This is a genomic window from Citrobacter sp. Cb028, assembly GCF_030336705.1.
GTDB classification, from domain to species: domain Bacteria; phylum Pseudomonadota; class Gammaproteobacteria; order Enterobacterales; family Enterobacteriaceae; genus Citrobacter; species Citrobacter braakii.
The window spans coordinates 180,882-200,530 of sequence record NZ_JAOWCZ010000036.1 but is presented as its reverse complement, the minus strand read 5'-3'; the positions used below and the strand labels follow the sequence as shown (position 1 = coordinate 200,530).

Annotated in this window: 18 protein-coding genes and 1 tRNA gene; 8 read left to right on the top strand and 11 right to left on the bottom strand. The window is 53.5% G+C overall.

The annotated features are described in order from the left end of the window. Positions 1-56: 56 nt before the first annotated feature. The gene (glyQ, locus tag OGV75_RS22995; RefSeq protein WP_001168551.1) at positions 57-968 is read left to right on the top strand and encodes a glycine--tRNA ligase subunit alpha; all 912 of its coding nucleotides are present in this window, start codon (positions 57-59) and stop codon (positions 966-968) included. Between the two features lie 9 nt (positions 969-977). After that, positions 978-3,047, top strand: coding sequence for a glycine--tRNA ligase subunit beta (gene glyS, locus OGV75_RS22990; RefSeq protein ID WP_016157728.1), 2,070 nt, complete (start codon positions 978-980; stop codon positions 3,045-3,047). 64 nt (positions 3,048-3,111) lie between these two features. Here glyS and cueP read toward each other — a convergent pair whose 3' ends face one another. From cueP to OGV75_RS22975, 3 genes are all read right to left on the bottom strand, one after another. Beyond that, positions 3,112-3,651: a copper-binding periplasmic metallochaperone CueP gene (gene cueP / locus OGV75_RS22985; RefSeq protein WP_046275781.1), complete on the bottom strand. Its 540-nt coding sequence runs from the start codon at positions 3,649-3,651 to the stop codon at positions 3,112-3,114. A gap of 187 nt (positions 3,652-3,838) precedes the next feature. Next, positions 3,839-4,051: a transcription antiterminator/RNA stability regulator CspE gene (gene cspE / locus OGV75_RS22980; protein WP_000014594.1), complete on the bottom strand. Its 213-nt coding sequence runs from the start codon at positions 4,049-4,051 to the stop codon at positions 3,839-3,841. Positions 4,052-4,330: 279 nt separating this feature from the next. After that, on the bottom strand, positions 4,331-4,621 hold the full coding sequence (locus tag OGV75_RS22975; RefSeq protein WP_016154916.1) for an HTH-type transcriptional regulator: 291 nt from the start codon (positions 4,619-4,621) through the stop codon (positions 4,331-4,333). Positions 4,622-5,001: 380 nt separating this feature from the next. Between OGV75_RS22975 and OGV75_RS22970 the strand changes: the two genes are divergently transcribed. Beyond that, positions 5,002-5,712: a DUF3053 domain-containing protein gene (locus tag OGV75_RS22970; protein WP_016154915.1), complete on the top strand. Its 711-nt coding sequence runs from the start codon at positions 5,002-5,004 to the stop codon at positions 5,710-5,712. Between the two features lie 58 nt (positions 5,713-5,770). Here OGV75_RS22970 and ghrB read toward each other — a convergent pair whose 3' ends face one another. From ghrB to OGV75_RS22940, 6 genes are all read right to left on the bottom strand, one after another. Further along, the gene (ghrB, locus tag OGV75_RS22965; RefSeq protein WP_286481304.1) at positions 5,771-6,745 is read right to left on the bottom strand and encodes a glyoxylate/hydroxypyruvate reductase GhrB; all 975 of its coding nucleotides are present in this window, start codon (positions 6,743-6,745) and stop codon (positions 5,771-5,773) included. Between the two features lie 22 nt (positions 6,746-6,767). Next, positions 6,768-8,048, bottom strand: coding sequence for an MFS transporter (locus tag OGV75_RS22960; protein ID WP_003827389.1), 1,281 nt, complete (start codon positions 8,046-8,048; stop codon positions 6,768-6,770). Positions 8,049-8,118: 70 nt separating this feature from the next. Next, positions 8,119-9,057 carry a sugar kinase gene (locus OGV75_RS22955; RefSeq protein ID WP_016154913.1) on the bottom strand — a complete coding sequence of 313 codons (939 nt, stop codon included), beginning with the start codon at positions 9,055-9,057 and terminating at the stop codon, positions 8,119-8,121. Between the two features lie 3 nt (positions 9,058-9,060). After that, positions 9,061-9,810, bottom strand: coding sequence for a sugar phosphate isomerase/epimerase family protein (locus OGV75_RS22950; RefSeq protein ID WP_016154912.1), 750 nt, complete (start codon positions 9,808-9,810; stop codon positions 9,061-9,063). 99 nt (positions 9,811-9,909) lie between these two features. Beyond that, the gene (locus tag OGV75_RS22945; RefSeq protein ID WP_047415862.1) at positions 9,910-10,926 is read right to left on the bottom strand and encodes a LacI family DNA-binding transcriptional regulator; all 1,017 of its coding nucleotides are present in this window, start codon (positions 10,924-10,926) and stop codon (positions 9,910-9,912) included. A gap of 101 nt (positions 10,927-11,027) precedes the next feature. After that, positions 11,028-11,666, bottom strand: coding sequence for an OmpA family lipoprotein (locus OGV75_RS22940; RefSeq protein WP_047501340.1), 639 nt, complete (start codon positions 11,664-11,666; stop codon positions 11,028-11,030). A 159-nt stretch (positions 11,667-11,825) separates the two neighbouring features. Between OGV75_RS22940 and OGV75_RS22935 the strand changes: the two genes are divergently transcribed. Further along, positions 11,826-14,159 (top strand): molybdopterin guanine dinucleotide-containing S/N-oxide reductase, encoded by a 2,334-nt coding sequence (locus tag OGV75_RS22935; RefSeq protein ID WP_286481302.1) that lies wholly within the window; start codon positions 11,826-11,828, stop codon positions 14,157-14,159. Here the strand turns inward: OGV75_RS22935 and OGV75_RS22930 are convergent. After that, positions 14,128-14,568: an N-acetyltransferase gene (locus OGV75_RS22930; RefSeq protein WP_016157718.1), complete on the bottom strand. Its 441-nt coding sequence runs from the start codon at positions 14,566-14,568 to the stop codon at positions 14,128-14,130. The two genes, OGV75_RS22935 and OGV75_RS22930, sit on opposite strands and share 32 nt — an antisense overlap. Next, entirely contained in the window at positions 14,558-15,127 is a 570-nt protein-coding gene (gene tag / locus OGV75_RS22925; RefSeq protein ID WP_047358205.1) for a DNA-3-methyladenine glycosylase I, read from the bottom strand. The genes OGV75_RS22930 and tag overlap by 11 nt, the downstream gene beginning before the upstream one ends. Before the next feature lie 159 nt (positions 15,128-15,286). Between tag and OGV75_RS22920 the strand changes: the two genes are divergently transcribed. The 4 genes from OGV75_RS22920 to OGV75_RS22905 all read left to right on the top strand — a co-directional run bounded on the left by OGV75_RS22920 (position 15,287) and on the right by OGV75_RS22905 (position 19,515). Next, positions 15,287-15,988 (top strand): autotransporter outer membrane beta-barrel domain-containing protein, encoded by a 702-nt coding sequence (locus tag OGV75_RS22920; protein WP_016157717.1) that lies wholly within the window; start codon positions 15,287-15,289, stop codon positions 15,986-15,988. Positions 15,989-16,239: 251 nt separating this feature from the next. Then, positions 16,240-17,442, top strand: a complete 1,203-nt coding sequence (locus OGV75_RS22915; protein ID WP_016154906.1) for an L-lactate MFS transporter — start codon at positions 16,240-16,242, stop codon at positions 17,440-17,442. 210 nt (positions 17,443-17,652) lie between these two features. Beyond that, positions 17,653-19,347 (top strand): kdo(2)-lipid A phosphoethanolamine 7''-transferase, encoded by a 1,695-nt coding sequence (eptB, locus tag OGV75_RS22910; protein ID WP_047358204.1) that lies wholly within the window; start codon positions 17,653-17,655, stop codon positions 19,345-19,347. A gap of 91 nt (positions 19,348-19,438) precedes the next feature. Next, a tRNA-Pro gene (locus OGV75_RS22905) sits at positions 19,439-19,515 on the top strand. The last annotated feature ends 134 nt before the right edge of the window (positions 19,516-19,649 follow it).

Genomic DNA, 19,649 nt, shown 5'->3' with positions numbered 1-19,649 from the left:
CCAGCGGGTATACTGACCGCTTCCTTTAAATCCACACGTATCCAGCACGAAATAATATGCAAAAGTTTGATACCAGGACCTTCCAGGGCTTGATCCTGACCTTACAGGATTACTGGGCTCGCCAGGGCTGCACCATCGTTCAACCATTGGACATGGAAGTCGGCGCGGGGACATCTCACCCAATGACCTGCCTGCGGGCGCTGGGGCCGGAACCGATGGCGACTGCTTATGTGCAGCCTTCTCGTCGTCCGACCGACGGCCGCTATGGCGAAAACCCGAACCGCTTACAGCACTACTATCAGTTCCAGGTAGTGATTAAGCCGTCTCCGGACAACATTCAGGAGCTGTACCTGGGTTCTCTGAAAGAGCTGGGTATGGACCCGACCATTCACGATATCCGTTTCGTGGAAGATAACTGGGAAAACCCAACGCTGGGTGCCTGGGGTCTGGGTTGGGAAGTGTGGCTGAACGGCATGGAAGTCACGCAGTTCACCTACTTCCAGCAGGTTGGTGGTCTGGAATGTAAACCAGTGACCGGGGAAATTACCTACGGTCTGGAACGTCTGGCTATGTACATTCAGGGCGTAGACAGCGTTTACGACCTGGTCTGGAGCGACGGCCCGCTGGGTAAAACCACTTACGGCGACGTGTTCCATCAGAACGAAGTGGAGCAATCCACCTACAACTTCGAATACGCCGACGTGGACTTCCTGTTCACCTGCTTCGAGCAGTACGAGAAAGAAGCGCAGCAGTTGCTGGCGCTGGAAAATCCGCTGCCGCTGCCTGCGTATGAACGTATTCTGAAAGCCGCCCATAGCTTCAACCTGCTGGATGCGCGTAAAGCCATCTCCGTCACCGAGCGTCAGCGCTATATCCTGCGTATTCGCACCCTGACCAAAGCAGTGGCAGAAGCTTACTACGCTTCCCGTGAAGCCCTTGGCTTCCCGATGTGCAACAAAGACAAATAAGAGGCGGCCATGTCTGAGAAAACTTTTCTGGTGGAAATCGGCACTGAAGAGCTGCCACCAAAAGCACTGCGCAGCCTGGCTGAGTCCTTTGCTGCGAACTTTACCGCGGAGCTGGATAATGCTGGCATCGCGCACGGCAACGTGGAGTGGTTCGCCGCGCCGCGTCGTCTGGCGTTGAAAGTCGCTGCCCTGGCTGAAGCGCAACCCGACCGTGAAGTAGAAAAACGCGGCCCGGCTATCGCCCAGGCGTTTGACGCCGAAGGTAAACCGAGCAAAGCGGCCGAAGGTTGGGCGCGTGGCTGTGGCATCACGGTTGATCAGGCTGAGCGTCTGACCACCGACAAAGGCGAGTGGCTGCTGTATCGCGCGCATGTGAAAGGCGAAAGCGCTGAAGCGTTGCTGCCGAATATGATCGCCACCTCACTGGCGAAGCTGCCGATCCCGAAACTGATGCGCTGGGGCGCGTCTGACGTTCACTTCGTGCGTCCGGTTCACACCGTGACGCTGCTGCTGGGCGACAAAGTTATTCCGGCAACTATTCTGGGTATTCAGTCTGATCGCGTGATCCGCGGGCATCGCTTTATGGGCGAGCCGGAGTTCACCATCGATAATGCCGATCAGTACCCAGAAATTCTGCGTGAGCGCGGCAAAGTGATTGCGGATTACGCTGAGCGTAAAGCCAAAATCAAAGCCGATGCCGAAGACGCGGCGCGTAAAATTGGCGGCAACGCCGATCTGAGTGAAAGCCTGCTGGAAGAAGTCACCTCGCTGGTGGAATGGCCGGTCGTGCTGACCGCGAAGTTCGAAGAGAAATTCCTCGCTGTTCCGTCCGAAGCGCTGGTACACACCATGAAAGGTGACCAGAAGTACTTCCCGGTATACGCGAACGACGGCAAACTGCTGCCGAACTTTATCTTCGTTGCCAACATCGAATCTAAAGACCCGCAGCAAATCATCTCCGGTAACGAGAAGGTGGTTCGTCCGCGTCTGGCGGATGCCGAATTCTTCTTCAATACTGACCGTAAAAAACGTCTGGAAGACCATCTGCCGCGTCTGCAAACCGTGCTGTTCCAACAGCAACTGGGTACGCTGCGCGACAAAACTGACCGTATCCAGGCGCTGGCGGGCTGGATTGCTGGTCAGATTGGCGCTGACGTTAACCACGCAACGCGTGCTGGCCTGCTGTCCAAGTGCGACCTGATGACCAACATGGTCTTCGAGTTCACCGATACTCAGGGCGTGATGGGCATGCACTACGCGCGTCACGATGGTGAAGCGGAAGATGTCGCTGTGGCGCTGAACGAGCAGTATCAGCCGCGTTTTGCCGGTGATGACCTGCCATCTAATCCGGTTGCCTGTGCCGTGGCGATTGCCGATAAGATGGACACACTGGCGGGTATCTTCGGTATCGGTCAGCATCCAAAAGGCGACAAAGACCCGTTTGCGCTGCGTCGTGCCGCGCTGGGCGTACTGCGTATCATCGTTGAGAAGAACCTGAATCTGGATCTACAAACGTTGACCGAAGAAGCGGTTCGTCTGTATGGCGACAAGCTGACTAACGCCAACGTGGTGGATGATGTGATCGACTTTATGCTCGGTCGCTTCCGCGCCTGGTATCAGGATGAAGGTTACACCGTCGATACCATTCAGGCAGTACTGGCGCGTCGTCCGACTCGTCCGGCTGATTTCGACGCACGTATGAAGGCGGTTTCGCACTTCCGTACGCTGGAAGCCGCGTCCGCGCTGGCTGCAGCGAACAAGCGTGTATCGAACATCCTGGCGAAGTCTGAAGAGACGCTGAATGACCGCGTAAATTCGGCAACGCTGAAAGAGCCGGAAGAAATTGCGCTGGCGCTGCAGGTTGTGGTGCTGCGCGATAAGCTGGAGCCTGTCTTTGCAGCTGGTCGTTACCAGGAAGCGCTGGTTGAGTTGGCGGAACTGCGTGAACCGGTTGATGCGTTCTTCGAGAAAGTGATGGTCAACGTGGAAGATAAAGATCTGCGTATTAACCGTCTGTCTATGCTCGCAAAACTGCGCGAACTGTTCCTGCGCGTAGCGGATATTTCTCTGCTGCAGTAACGCTCCTGAACTGACTTAGAAAAAGCCGGATAAGCATTGTGCCATCCGGCTTTTTTGTATGTAGTTAGCGCAGCTGTAATTTTGTCAGACAGGTCTGGCTGTCTTCCATCGTCTTGATGGGATACTCCGCCGTTTTACCGTTGTAACTTACCGCGATTGTGCCTGCCATATTGCGCGGTAGCCATACCCCGACAAAGCCATTTCGACCACTCTTCATCACTTTTTGTACCACCACCTCACCCTTGTTATCCGTCACTTTGACATTGAATGCCTTCTCCGGCATTTCGCCCTGGCAGCCAGAAAGGCTGTGGTTGAAGCAAGGATGTGTTTGCCATTCATAGGGGGCAAATGACAGATAGAACTTGTCACCGAGCGGTAGGGTATAAATCTGATCGCCCGAAGAGAGCTTCAGTTCGGTACTGGTGATAGATGCTGAGTACGGCAGCGGGCGGTTCTGTGGCGACTGGTCAATGGTCTCGACGATTTGCTCGACGGATTTACCGCTGAGCCCGTGTTCCGCCAGAAAAGCAGCTTCCGGAGTTGCTGCGAACGCGCTACCGGTTGTGAGCAAACCTAAAACCAGCAGCAGTGAGGATTTCGACATAACTTCAATTCCTTGTGAATATTGTGGAATACAGACTGGCTCACTATAAAGCTTGCCCTTAGGGAAAGGTCAAAGGGAGGACGGGTAAAGTAATGCAAAGAAGCGTTTGGGCGGGGAGTCTTGCGAAGTACAGATAAAAAAAATCCCCGCCGTTTGGCAGGGATTCAGAATTTTGAGCTTTTTAAGCTTACAGGCTGGTTACGTTGCCAGCTGCCGGGCCTTTAGCGCCGCTTTCGATGGTGAAGGAAACTTTCTGACCTTCGTCCAGAGATTTGTAGCCATCGTTCTGGATAGCAGAGAAGTGTACGAACACGTCTTTAGAGCCATCGTCAGGAGTGATGAAGCCGAAACCTTTGTCAGCGTTGAACCATTTTACGATACCAGTCATTTTACCGGACATAGTGTATTACCTTTTAAAAAATAAGTGTGCCTTTCGGCGATATGGCGTGCTTTACAGATTTTTTAACAGTAAAGGAAATGCTCACTACGAAGGGTATCAACGATAACTCTTGAAGGGACTTGCCTTACTAACTGCTGTAATGGTCTGTACGTCAAACCGTTGAGGGCATTAACTCATTTTACGCATGTGGATGCAACTACTATTTTCTTTTTTGTGGATAACCCCCTTAAGGGAACGGCCCTTTTACAGGGCCGTTCATAAGTAAAATTGAAAAATAGTTCAATCCATCAGTTGCTTACTTAATCTTGGGTCTGCCTGAATCAGGCGCATTAACTTCAATTCGGTATTGGAAGGCTTTACGCGTTTAGACTCCCATTCATGAATCGTCGCGACCGTCACGCCCATCACCCGGGCAAAATCATCTGTTTTTAAACCTGTCCCTCGTCGTAGCTGTTCAAATTCGGTGAAAGGGTTGGTTTTTTGCGTCAGAGTAACCGTCTGCGATACATCTTTAAAAACAATCTGCTCCAGACTGCTCAGCAGTTCAAACATAGGATCTTTGTATTCCATTGAGAACTCCTACAAATCACACAGCGGGATCGTGAATTTCATCGAAGCTCATTAAGAGTAGTCGGAAAAAATGAAGCCGGATTTTAGGTTTGTGTGATGGATTCGTTTCAGCGGATCGTAGTCGACAATCTTTTGCAGGCTAACGAACTGATAAAGGTCGGGATCTGCGAACGATCGATCCCAATTGTAAAGATGACTAAAATATGACGTCGTGTGGTAAATGGCGCATTGTTTAGCAAAACGATGGGTGGCGGGAGCGGTTATTTTCCCCCACAAGATTACGCGGAAAGGGTATCTTGCGGGGCTGACCTGGACTATCCTTGTCAACGTCAGGCACGCGGGTGTCGTTGTGCGCATTTTTGGGTGAAAGGAGTATTAAAATGGCGACAGGTAAGTCCTGCTCTCGCTGGTTTGCGCCTGTTTTGGCGCTCTTAATGGTAGTTGGCCTGAGTGGGTGTTTTGATAAAGAAGGCGATCAACGCAAAGCGTTTATCGATTTTCTGCAGAATACTGCAATGCGTAGCGGAGAGCGTTTACCAACGCTGACCGCCGATCAGAAAAAACAGTTTGGCCCGTTTGTGTCCGATTACGCGATTCTGTATGGCTATTCGCAGCAGGTTAATCAGGCAATGGACTCCGGTCTGCGCCCGGTGGTTGATAGCGTAAATGCGATTCGTGTTCCTCAGGATTATGTGACTCAGCGCGAACCGCTGCGTCAGGCAAATGGTGCGCTGGGCGTGTTAGGGCAACAGTTGCAGAATGCGAAACTGCAGGCAGATGCTGCGCATGGCGCGCTGAAGCAGGGCGAGGATCTGAAGCCGGTCTTTGACCAGGTCTACAATAAAGTCGTCACTGTACCTTCAGAGGCGCTACAGCCGCTGATCCCTGCCGCGCAAATCTTCACGCAGCAGTTAGTGCAGGTCGGTGATTTTGTGGCACAGCAGGATACGCAGGTGAGCTTTGTCGCTAACGGTATCCAGTTCCCAACTTCACAGCAGGCAAGTCAGTACAACACGCTGATTGGCCCGTTGGCCTCTCAGCATCAGGCATTTAATCAGGCCTGGACTGCTGCGGTGAATGCCGCTCAGTAATGAAGGCGATGTAATACATAAAAGGCCGGGTAAGCGTAAGCGCTACCCGGCCTTTTGTTTATGGCGCGACCTGCGGGTTCACGCAATTCTTCTCAACGCGTCCTTGCAGCGCATCGATTAAGTTATCCACCGCACAGGCCGCCATGTTATAGCGCGTTTCATGCGTCGCTGAACCTATGTGCGGTACGGCTACCACGTTTGGCAGCGCCAATAACGGTGAGTCTGCCGGTAATGGCTCCTGCTCAAACACATCCAGGCCTGCGGCATGAATTTCCCCGCTTTGCAGGGCGGTAATCAGCGCTTTTTCATCGACCACTGGCCCACGCCCGGCGTTAATGAAAATGGCGGAGGACTTCATTTTGGCAAACTGTTCGGTACTAAACAGATGATGCGTTTCTGCGGTTAACGGCAGGATCAGGCAGACAAAATCGGACTCCTGCAACAGCGTATCGAGGTCGCAGTAACGCGCGTTGAAGCGTTCTTCCGCCTCCTGGTGATGACGGCGCGCGTTATAAAGAATCGGCATGCTAAAACCAAAATGCGCGCGTTGCGCCAGCGCCAGACCGATACGGCCCATGCCGACAATCCCCAGCGTTTTGTGGTGTACATCCGTACCAAACCAGTCCGGCCCGATACTTTTGGTCCACTCGCCAATTTTCACCCGTTCAGCAACTTCTACCACGCGGCGAGCGGTGCTTAACACCAGCGCCATTACCGTATCGGCGACAGTTTCCGTCAGCACGGTTGGCGTGTGCATCAACAGCACCTTGCGCGCGTTGAGGGCATCGACGTCGAAGTTGTCATAGCCTACGGAAATCGTGGATGTCGCACGTAGCCTGGGCATTTTCTCCAGTAGGGCGGTATTGACGGCTTCACTGGAACCCAGCATACCTTCCGCGTTGGCAAAAGCCTCGGCGTGCTGTGCGACCGTTTCCGGGCGCAGGTTAGGCACATGAGTCACAGTAAAATGCTCTTCCAGGCGATGCAGTAAATCGTCAGGTAACGCTTTATAGAGAATAATGGCCGGCTTCATGCGAATCTCCGTAAGTTAAAATTTAAGCGTGGCGTGCGCCAATAGGTAATTGCTGATTATTAGCAGGCTTAACAATTAAAGTTAGCCATACTGAGACAAAAAGCGCTACCCCCATAAAAATGTACGAGGCGGATGGGCTGCCGGTTGCGCCATTGAGGTAGCCGACAAACCATGAACCAAAGAATGAGCCTAGCGCGCCCATGCTGTTAATCAGCGCCATTGCACCCCCGGCGACGTTGCGCGGCAGCATTTCCGGGATGATGGCGAAGAAGGGGCCATATGGGGCGTACATTGCCGCACCCGCAATAACTAACAGCGTGTAAGAAATCCAGAAGTGGTCTGCACCCACGGCCCAGGAGCCGATAAAAGCGAAAGCGGCTATCAATAATAGCGGCCAGACAAACAGTTTACGGTTTTGCAGCTTATCGGAGGCCCAGGAGACGAGGATCATCGCCGCCGTCGCCGCCAGATAAGGTACGGATGACAGCCAGCCAACCTCTACCATGCCCAGATTTGCGCCGCCGTTGCGGATAATCGACGGTAGCCACAGGACAAAACCATAGACGCCAATACTCCAGGCGAAATACTGCATGCACAGCAGGATGACGTTACGTGAGCGGAAGGCCTCGCTATAGTTACGCACGGCTTTGATGCCTTGCTGCTCTTTTTCCAGTTGCGCCTGAAGGGCGGCTTTTTCAGATTCTGACAGCCAGCCGACCTGAGACGGTTTGTCTTTTACCAATACCCACCAGCAGAACGCCCAGATGATGGCCGGGAAGCCCTCGATGATAAACATTTCCCGCCAGCCCAGCGCCTGGATCAGATAACCGGAAACCACAGACATCCACAGGACGGTAACCGGGTTACCGAGGATCAGGAAAGTGTTAGCGCGCGAGCGCTCGGATTTCGTAAACCAGTTGCTGATATAAATCAGCATTGCGGGCATCACCGCGGCTTCAACGACGCCAAGAATAAAGCGGATGGCGGCAAGCATTGGAATATTGCTGACCATACCGGTTAACGACGCGCATGCGCCCCAGAGGATCAGACAGACAAAAATCAGTTTTCGTACGCTGCGCCGTTCTGCGTAAATTGCGCCTGGGATCTGAAAGAAGAAATAGCCGAGGAAAAACAGAGCGCCCAGCAGGGAAGAGATCCCTTTGGTAATGCCGAGGTCCTCGTTGATACCGGCGGCGGAGGCGAAGCTGAAGTTCGCACGGTCAAGGTACGCCAGGCTATACGTGATAAACACGATTGGCATAATGTACCACCAGCGTTTTGCTGCATTAGTTGAGCTATTCATAGACTGCCCTCTGGTTATGCTGATACGCCGCCTCTGTATGTAGGGTACAGAGACAGAGTTGGCCGGGAGTTTATTCCCCTAATTGTTCACGTGTGGGTAATCCTTCGCTGTCGCCCTGAACCTGAATGGCCAGTGCGCCGATTTTATTGCCGCGGGTCACCGCCTGATGCAGCGAACGGCCTTCCAGCAGGGCACTGATAACGCCCACGGCAAAGCCATCGCCTGCGCCGACCGTATCGACCACGTTGTCGACTTTTACCGGTGCAACGCAACCCTGTTCACCGCTGGCTGTTTTGTACCAGGCACCATCAGCCCCGGTTTTGATGATCACGGCCTTCACCCCGTGGCGCAGATAAAAGTCGGCGATGGCTTCAGGCGTCTGTTGGCCGGTTAAAATCATCCCCTCTTTTAATCCAGGTAAAACCCAGTCAGCCTGGAATGCCAGCCGGTTCAGTTTTTCCACCATCTCGGCTTCGCTTTTCCACAGCACCGGACGCAAATTTGGGTCGAACGAGATGGTCTTCCCCTGGGCTTTCAGCGTGCGGGCGGTGTGCGCCAGTAGTTCATAGGAGCTGGCAGAAAGCGCTGCCGCCACGCCGCTCAGGTGCAAGTGGCGCGCGCTGGCGAAATAGTCCTCGTGATAATCCTCAACGCTGAGGTGGCTGGCGGCGGAACCTTTGCGGAAATACTCCACAATGGGATCGGTTCCATTTTCGACCTTAGATTTAAGCTGAAAGCCGGTAGCGTAACGCCCGTCCTGGGTAACTCCCTGCGCATCTATCCCTTCTTTTTCCAGCGACTTAATGATAAAACGACCAAAACTGTCGTTGCCTACGCGGCTCACCCAGCCGACCTTCAGGCCCAGACGAGCAAGACCGGTCGCCACGTTGAGTTCAGCGCCTGCAACGCGCTTGATAAACTGCTCTACATCCGTCAGTTCGCCGGTTTGCGTGGCGACAAACATCGCCATCGCTTCACCAATAGTGACCGCATCCAGTGAATTTTTCATGTGTTACTCCTCGCGTAACAGCTCGACGTAGTGGCGGGTAACCGCCGTCAAATCCTGCCCTTCCAGGGGGAACTCAATACCGCGCGGAACATCGTTGGGCAGCGTTTTTAACAGCGCCAGCCAGCGTGAATCTGCTTCATCAGGCGGTACGGCACGGTAGCTATCGCGATGCGTAACTGCGGCTTTGACATGGATATATCCGACGGTTGGCGCCAGGTTCTGCGCGGCCTGTTCCGGGGAGTCGCCAACCCACAGCCAGTTGCCCATATCGAAAGTCAGAGATATCGGCAGGTTTTGCGTCTGACAGGCTTCATTAAAGCGTTGCATCGGCTGCAGGCGTCCGCAGGCGGTCTGATCGTTTTCCACAACCAGCTCCATGCCGCTGTTGTCCAGCCATTCACGTAAATCGTCGAACTGTTCGGTATGGGAAAAATGACCGAGAGAGACTTTTAACCACAGCGCCTGTAGGGCCTGCGCTTCTTCGAGGAGCTGCGGAAGTCGGGGATTCAGGTTCCCATCCTCAAGGAATAACGGTTCAGGCGCTGAATAACAGGCCAGCAGGCCGAAGAGTTCGATTGCAGAGGCCATTGTGGACAGCGTTTTCAGCTCGGCGTCGGTTAATAACTCGCGGCGGATTTCGACGCCGTCAGCACCGGCTTCGGCAATGATGGGCAACATTGCCGTTTGCCCGCCTGCGGCCCGCACCTGGTCGTAGCCGTAGGCGGCGGTAACCACCATAATTTTTCTTTTCATGGAAACTCCAGACTAGCATTCTTGTTATAACGCTAGATGGAACCGGTTCCAAAGAAAAGCTCATGATGTCGAATTTATGATCACCATCACGAAGGAAATTTAACGGGCGGTTGAGCCGCGCACGATCAGCTCGCCGGAGAATACCTGTTCCTGAATGGCAGCAGAACCGCCATCAATTCGGCGTACAACCTGCTCAACGGCGGTGTAGCCAATCTGCCATGTGGGTTGTTTCAACGTGGTGATACCGACGCCCGCCAGCTCCGCCCATTCCAGTTCGTCAAAACCGAGCAGGCCGATATCGCTGCCCCAGTTAAGGCCAATGCGCTTCAGGGCGCGGGCAACCTGCAGTGTGAGAGCGCCGTTGGCAGAGATAACGGCTTTGCGCATCCCCCGATGCTGCTGGTGAAACTGGCGCAGCGTGTCATCCAGTTGCGTATTGTCCGTTAGCGGGACTTCGGCATTTTGCGCGATAACGCCGGGGTACTGTGCGAGCGTAACGCGAAAAGCGCTCAGGCGTTCGCGGCGGGTATTCACCATGCCCAGCGGTTCGCTGAGGAACAGGATGGCTTCGAAACCTTGCTCGACCAGATGTTCAGTGGCAACCGTTGCCGCCTGGGTGTTATCCAGCCCGACCATATCACAGGCAAAATCGGGGATTTTACGGTCAATCAGTACCATCGGTAGCGCAGACTGTTGCAGGCGGTTCAGCCCCTCTTCGCGCATTCCAACGGCGTTGACCACAATCCCTTCGACCTGGTAGCTGCGCAGCAGGTCGAGATAATGCAGCTCCTGATCCACTTCGTTGTTGGTGTTACACACCAGCGGGGTAAAGCCCTTATCGCGACAGGCGGCTTCAATCCCGCTTAACACGTTGACGGAGTAGGGATTAGTAATATCGGCGATGATCAGACCAATCAGACGGGTACGACCGTGTTTCAGGCCTCTTGCCATCAGGCTGGGACGGTAGTCGAGATCGGCAATGGCTTGTTCAATGCGGGCCAGTAGCGCGTCGGAAAGCAGGTGCTTTTCACCGTTGAGGTAGCGTGAAATGCTGGTCTTGCCGGTTTTTGCGGCTTTCGCCACATCGCTGATGGTTGCCCGTGTTGATTTGCTCATCGCTGATTTCCCTAAATTTGGTGACAACACCTTAACGCGAAAATCAACGATGGCAAGTGCTTCATGCCGGATAAGACGCTGCCATTATCCGGCACAAAACGTTACTGGAGCGGGCTTAAGGTGATCTCTACGCGGCGGTTTTGTGCTTTACCTTCCGCCGTGCTGTTACTGGCGATCGGGTTTGCCGGGCCCATACCCTGAGTGCGGATACGGTTAGCGGCGACGCCTTGAGTGATTAAGGCGCTGGCCACGGAGTCCGCGCGCTGCTGCGACAGGCGCATATTCAGATCCTGACTGCCGGTGCTGTCGGTGAAGCCGAGCACGTTGACGGCGGTTTTATTGTACTCTTTCAGTACCATTGCCACGCCGGTCAGGGTGTTGGCACCCGCAGGTTTCAGATTGCTGCTGTTGCTGTCGAAGGTGACGTTATTTGGCATATTCAGGATGATGTTATCGCCACTGCGCGTCACGCTGACGCCCGTTCCCTGCATTTTGTCGCGCAGTTTTGCTTCCTGCACGTCCATGTAATAGCCGACACCGCCGCCAACGGCCGCGCCAGCCGCCGCACCAATCAGCGCGCCTTTGCCGCGATCTTTCTTCGAAGAAGAGAGTGCGCCAATACCCGCGCCAATGCCGGATTTACCCGCTTCGCGTTCTCCGGTGTAAGGGTTTGTTGTGCAGCCAGAAACCGCCAGGGCGCCGCTCACGATGGCAGCAATAACAAAAACACGTTTCTTCATCTTAATTCCTTAATGACTTTTTCTTCTTTGCCACAGCGACCGTGGCGGTTGATTATGACGTGTGAACATGAAGAAAATTCCAGGGAACACTCTGAAATTTGTAAGTAACATTGAACGGCATAATAAATAAGCCGTCACATCGCATTCAGGAGCGCCATCTTGGCTAATTCACCCGCACATTACTCGGTGTTAACCGCCGCCCACTGGGGACCTATTCTCGTCGAAACCGATGGCGAGACGGTTTTCTCCTCTCGCGGCGCGCTGCCCACCGCCCATCCCAACTCTTTGCAAACCGTGGTGCGCGACCAGGTACACAGTAAAACGCGGGTACGTTTTCCCATGGTGCGTAAAGGCTTTCTCGCCTCGCCGGAGAATCCGCAGGGGGTGCGCGGGCAGGATGAATTTGTTCGTGTCAGTTGGGACGACGCGCTGAATCTTATCCATACGCAGCATAAACGCATCCGTGACAGCTACGGCCCGGCCTCGATTTTTGCCGGTTCCTACGGCTGGCGTTCCAACGGCGTGTTACACAAAGCCGCAACCCTGTTACAGCGTTATATGGCGCTGGCGGGCGGTTATACCGGGCATCTGGGGGATTACTCGACAGGCGCTGCGCAGGCCATCATGCCGTACGTGGTGGGCGGTAACGAAGTTTACCAGCAGCAGACCAGTTGGCCGGTGGTGCTGGAGAACAGCGAAGTGGTGGTGTTATGGAGCGCCAATCCGCTGAATACCCTGAAAATTGCCTGGAACGCCTCCGACGAGCAGGGCCTCGCTTACTTTGAGGCACTGCGTGGCAGCGGGAAGCGGTTGATCTGTATCGATCCGATGCGATCGGAAAGCGTCGATTTCTTTGGCGAGAAGATGGAATGGATCGCTCCGCATATGGGGACCGACGTGGCGCTGATGCTGGGTATCGCGCATACGCTGGTGGAAAACGGCTGGCACGACGCGGACTTTCTCGCCCGGTGTACGACCGGATATGACCGTTTTGCTGACTATCTGCTGGGCAAATCTGACGATGTTGCAAAAACGGCAGAATGGGCCGCTGAAATTTGTGGCGTTCCGGCGACGAAAATACGTGAACTTGCGGCGATATTTCACAAAAATACCACCATGCTGATGGCGGGATGGGGTATGCAACGCCAGCAGTATGGCGAGCAGAAACACTGGATGATTGTCACGCTGGCCGCCATGCTCGGGCAAATCGGGACGCCTGGCGGCGGCTTTGGGCTGTCGTACCATTTTGCCAACGGCGGCAACCCAACGCGCCGTGCTGCGGTGCTGGCTTCAATGCAGGGCAGCGTTAAAAACGGTACCGACGCGGTAGATAAAATCCCGGTGGCGCGAATTGTTGAAGCGCTGGAGAACCCGGGTGGTTTTTATCAGCACAACGGTATGGACCGCCATTTCCCGGACATCCGTATGCTGTGGTGGGCGGGCGGCGCTAACTTCACCCATCATCAGGACACCAACCGCCTGATCCGCGCCTGGCAAAAACCGGAGCTGGTGGTTATCTCGGAGTGTTTCTGGACAGCCGCAGCGAAGCATGCCGATATCGTGCTGCCGGCGACGACGTCCTTTGAGCGTAATGATTTGACCATGACCGGCGATTACAGCAACCAGCATCTGGTGCCGATGAAGCAGGTTGTATCGCCGCAGGCTGAAGCGCGAAATGATTTTGATGTCTTTGCCGAGCTGAGTGAACGCTGGGAGAAGGGCGGATATGAGCGATTTACCGAAGGCAAAAGCGAGCTGGAATGGCTGGAGACTTTTTACAACATTGCCGGGCAGCGTGGGGCTAGCCAGCAGGTGACGTTGCCGCCATTCACCGAGTTTTGGCAGCGGAATGCGCTGATCGAAATGCCAGAAAACGCCGCCAGCGCGGAGTTTATCCGTTTCGCGGATTTTCGCCGCAACCCACAGGCGCATCCGCTGAAAACGGACAGCGGTAAAATTGAAATCTACTCCGCGAGGATTGCCGGTTACGGTTACGCGGACTGTGCGGGGCATCCGATGTGGCTGGAGCCGGATGAGTGGTTCGGTAACGCCGAGCCGGGCCAGTTACAGCTGCTTTCCGCCCATCCGGCGCACCGTTTGCACAGTCAGCTAAATTACAGCGCGTTGCGCGAACAGTATGCGGTAGCGGATCGTGAGCCCGTCACGATTCATCCGCAGGATGCCAAAGCGCGCGGTATTGCGGATGGCGACACGGTCAGGGTGTGGAACCAGCGTGGGCACGTTCTGGCGGGAGCGGTCGTGACGACGGGAATTAAATCCGGTGTCATCTGTATTCATGAGGGCGCCTGGCCTGATTTGGATCTCGCTGCCAACGGTATTTGTAAAAATGGCGCCGTCAACGTGCTGACCAAAGATCTCCCCAGCTCGAAGCTGGGGAATGGCTGTGCGGGCAACACTGCGCTGGCGTGGCTCGAAAAATACAGCGGACCAACGTTGACGCTTACGGCGTTTGATCCGCCTGCCAGCCCATAATCCACGTAGGATGGTGAGTCTCTTCCTGCCATGCGCCATCTTCAATGCGAAAACCCAGCGCATGGTAGAAGTTCACCGCTGATTGATTCTTCTGGTAGACCTCGAGGCTGAGTAACGAAAAGCGCTGCTGTACATGCTGCACCAGCGCTTTGCCGATCCCGCTTCTGATGGCGGCAGGCGCGACGAACAGCGCGCCGAGAAAGCGGTCGTCAATGACGCTGGCAAAGCCTTTGAGCACCCCTTCTTCTTCCCATACCCAGGTTTGTGCGGCTGGCAGATAAACATCCCGCACGATGGATTCACTTTCGCGCCAGTAGCGTTCTTCGATAAACGGATGGGCATGGATCGTGCTTTCCATCCACAGCGCCAGAATCGACGGTAGATCGTCAGCCTTTGATTCACGAATCATGTTGTTCTCCCGGGTAACAGATACAGCTGGTGACATGGTCATTGACCAGGCCGCATGCCTGCATAAAGGAGTAACAGATGGTGGTGCCGACAAACTTAAATCCGCGTTTTTTTAACGCTTTAGACAGTGCATCTGACGCAGGTGTAGAGGTGGGGATATCGCTCAGGTTGGCGGCGCGGGTCAGTTGCGGTTGGTTATCAACAAACGACCAGACGAACTCGCTAAACGATTCTCCGTTTTGCGCCATGGTCAGAAAGGCGCGAGCGTTGCCGATAATGGCCTGAATTTTTCCTCGATGGCGAATAATGCCGGCATCCAGTACCAGTCTTTCCACATCTTCTTCGGTCATGGCCGCCACTTTTTCCGGGTCAAAATGGTGGAAGGCGTGGCGATAATTTTCCCGTTTCTTTAGCACGGTGATCCACGATAAACCGGCCTGTTGGCCTTCCAGACAGATCATTTCGAACAGCTTGTTGCCATCTGTTTCGGGGACACCCCATTCCTTGTCGTGGTAGGCAATGTAAAGTGGGTCCTGACTGACCCATCCGCAACGCTGCATATTCTTCCTCGCTGTTTTTACTGGCGTAAAAATTTCATTCGGCCCGCCTTGACGCGCCAGCTAAAAAGACAATATTTAATACAGGGCCTGATGGGCCCGATATCCTTCACACAATGACAATAATATCGCCGAATTCGGCTCTTTTCTGGAGTCGCGTTGATGATTATAAGAAACAGTAGTGGTCGCCAAAGGTTAACTCTGGCGAGCGTCGTAGTTTGTGCGCTGTTCATCAATACAGCATATGGCTGGCAACAAGAATATATCGTTGATGCGATGTCAGGGCATACGGCTGAACGTTATACATGGGACAGCGATCACCAACCACGTTATAACGACATTCTGGAAGAACGTATTCGCTCCACTCAAAACGTGGCGGGTCCCGTGGTGAATCTGGCGGATGAAACGCCTATGGATGCGACCAGCGGCATGAGTATGGGCTGGAACTTTCCGCTTTCAAGGCAGGTGATGACCGGTCCGGTGGCTGCGCTGCATTATGACGGTTCGACTACGTCTACTTACAACGAATTTGGCGATAGCGTGACGTCGGTAACGCAGAACGATCCGCTGTGGCATGCCAGCGTCAGCACGTTAGGCTGGCGAGTCAATTCTCAGTTCGGTGATGTGCGACCGTGGGCGCAAATCAGCTATAACCAGCAGTTTGGCGAGAATATCTGGAAAGCGCAGTCGGGCCTCAGTCGCATGACGGCGGCGGGTCAAGACGGTAACTGGCTGGATGTTACCGTTGGCGCAGATATGCTGTTGAACCGGCACATGGCGGCTTACGCGGCGCTTTCGCAGGCGGAAAATAGCGCCAATAACAGCGACTATATGTACACCATGGGAGTGAGTGCTAAATTTTAACGCAAAAAATCATCAGCTAAACATCTCTGTTACATATTAAGATCAACAATCACACGCCCCTCAGCGATAGCGTGTACTAACTCTTACGATAAAATTCAGTAACCCGACTTTTTGTCTCGTCATTCATTCCGCATTCCAGGCATTTCATTCCGTCCTGGCGGCATTTCATGCCGTTTTCTCCTGGCCATAAAAGCGCTTCGGTATGGTTGTTGGCAGAGAATTTCCCATTTTGCTTATGCAGGAAGACTGCCATGAAAACTTCTGATTATCAGCGTACTCGCTGGCTAACACTGATCGGCACGATTATTACCCAATTTGCTTTAGGTTCTGTTTATACCTGGAGCCTGTTTAATGGCGCGCTCTCTTCTAAGCTCGATGCGCCGGTAAGTCAGGTGGCATTTTCCTTTGGCCTGCTGAGCCTCGGGCTGGCGATTTCCTCTTCCGTTGCCGGCAAGCTGCAGGAACGTTTTGGCGTGAAACGCGTCACCATGGCCTCCGGTATTTTACTCGGCGTCGGTTTCTTCTTAACCGCCCATTCCAACAGCCTGATTATGCTGTGGCTGAGCGCCGGTGTGCTGGTTGGTCTGGCGGATGGTGCAGGTTACCTGTTAACGCTTTCCAACTGCGTAAAATGGTTCCCTGAGCGTAAAGGGCTGATTTCCGCCTTTGCCATCGGTTCTTATGGCCTTGGCAGCCTCGGTTTTAAATTTATCGACAGCCAACTGCTGAGCACCGTGGGCCTGGAAAAAACCTTCATGATTTGGGGCGCAATCGTACTGGTGATGATCGTCTTTGGCTCCACGCTGATGAAAGATGCGCCGAATCAGGAAGTGAAAGCGAAGAATGGCGTAGTTGAGAACGACTACACCCTGGCGCAATCCATGCGCAAACCGCAGTACTGGATGCTGGCAGTCATGTTCCTGACAGCGTGTATGAGCGGTCTGTACGTCATTGGCGTGGCGAAAGATATCGCACAAAGCCTGGCGCATATGGATGTGGCGACGGCGGCGAATGCGGTTACCGTCATTTCTATCGCGAACCTGTCGGGTCGTCTGGTGCTGGGGATTCTGTCCGATAAAATCTCCCGTATTCGCGTGATCACCATTGGTCAGGTCGTTTCGCTGGTCGGTATGGCTGCACTGTTGTTCGCGCCGCTGAATGACGTAACCTTCTTTATGGCTATTGCCTGTGTCGCATTTAACTTTGGCGGCACCATCACCGTATTCCCGTCACTGGTCAGCGAGTTCTTCGGTCTGAATAACCTGGCTAAAAACTACGGTGTTATTTACCTGGGCTTCGGTATCGGTAGCATTTGCGGTTCCATTATCGCCTCGCTGTTTGGCGGGTTCTATGTGACCTTCTGCGTCATCTTTGCGCTGTTAATCATTTCGCTGGCGCTTTCTACCACTATTCGTCAGCCACAACGTAGCGTCTATACCGAGGCGCACGCCTAAATCTATTAGTAGTATGATTAATACCTGGCGCATATATTTACAAAAATTTATGCGCCATTTTCATTCTCTATAAGCACTTTTGCTCCCTCCTGTGGTCTACTTACCCGCGCCCGTAGACATTTCACCTCTGCTGTTGTCGCATTTTTCCTCTGTCAGGTCTGATTGATCGCTGCTCAGGGTTTTTTATCCCGATTTCCAGGGTTTGTTTGCATGAGATACATTAAGTCGATGACGCAGCAGAAACTCAGTTTCTTGCTGGCAATCTATATCGGTTTGTTTATGAACTGTGCTGTATTTTTCCGTCGTTTTAGCGGATATGCGCACGATTTTACCGTCTGGAAAGGACTTTCCGCGGTTGTTGAATTGGCCGGCACTGTGCTGGTGACCTTCTTTTTACTACGACTTCTCTCTTTGTTTGGCCGCCGCGCCTGGCGTGTCCTGGCAACCTGTTTGGTGCTGTGTTCTGCCGGCGCCAGTTATTATATGACCTTCCTGAACGTGGTAATTGGTTACGGTATTATCGCCTCCGTAATGACCACGGATATTGATTTATCCAAAGAAGTCGTCGGCTGGCATTTCATCGTGTGGCTGGTTTCGGTCAGTATTATTCCCTTGGTGCTGATTTGGAGTAACCGCTGCCGCTACACGTTGATGAGACAAATTCGTACGCCGGGCATGAGGTGGCGTAGCGTAGCGGTGGTTTTGTTAGCTGGCCTGATGGTATGGGTACCCATTCGCCTGCTGAGCATGCAACAGAGAAGCGTGGAGCGAGAAACTGGTATCGATTTACCCAGCTATGGCGGGGTTGTGGCGAACTCTTACTTGCCGTCAAACTGGCTCTCTGCGCTGGGTTTGTACGCCTGGGCACAGGTGGATGAATCCTCAGACAACAAATCGCTGATGAACCCGGCGAAGAAATTTACCTATGTTGAGCCTAAGAACCTCGACGACACCTATGTGGTCTTTATTATCGGCGAAACCACCCGCTGGGACCATATGGGGATTTTTGGCTATGAGCGAAATACCACGCCAAGGCTCGCCCAGGAGAAAAACCTGGCCGCGTTCCGTGGATATTCCTGTGACACGGCGACCAAGCTTTCGCTGCGCTGTATGTTTGTGCGTGAAGGTGGGGCGGAAGAAAACCCGCAGCGTACCCTGAAAGAACAAAATGTCTTTTCCGTGCTCGGTCAGTTAGGGTTCAAGACAGATCTCTACGCGATGCAAAGCGAGATGTGGTTCTACAGCAATACCATGGCGGAGAACATCGCTTACCGAGAGCAGATTGGCGCAGAGCCGCGTAACCGTGGCAAGAACGTTGACGATATGCTGTTGATTACCGAAATGCAGCAGTCTCTGCAACCGAATGACGATGATGGCAAACGTCTGATTATTCTGCATACCAAAGGTTCGCATTTTAACTACACGCAGCGCTACACCCGCGACTATGCGCAGTGGAAGCCGGAGTGTGTCAATGTGGATAGCGGTTGCTCGAAAGCCGAGATGATTAACTCTTTTGATAACTCGGTAACCTATGTTGATCACTTTATTACCAAAGTGTTTGATCAACTGCGGGATAAGAAAGCGATAGTGTTCTACGCCGCCGATCACGGTGAGTCGATTAACGAGCGTGAGCACCTGCACGGTACGCCGCGTAAAATGGCTCCGCCAGAGCAGTTCCGCGTTCCTATGCTGGTGTGGATGTCAGATAAATATCTGGAAGACCCAGACCATGCGAAGGCGTTTGCACACCTGAAGCAAGAAGCTGATATGAAGGTGCCGCGTCGTCATGTGGAACTGTACGACACTATCTTGGGTTGCCTCGGTTATACCTCGCCAAATGGCGGTATTAACGAGAATAACAACTGGTGCCGTATCCCGGACGCGAAGAAGGTTACGGCTCAGTAATTGGGCTGCTGACTTTCTCGCCGATCAAATGGCATTTTGATACTAAGGGATTGACGGGGGCGCGGCTGAGCAGTAAGATGCGCCCCGCATTCGGTGATTGGCGCAGCCTGGTAGCGCACTTCGTTCGGGACGAAGGGGTCGGAGGTTCGAATCCTCTATCACCGACCAAATTCAAAACCCTGCTCAACGAGCAGGGTTTTTTGCATTAGTGGCGAGTAATCCTCTCTCACCGACCAAAATTGACCTTCCTTTTATCTACAAAAATTGTGCACCACTTCCCACTGACTGTTAACGATTCTGTG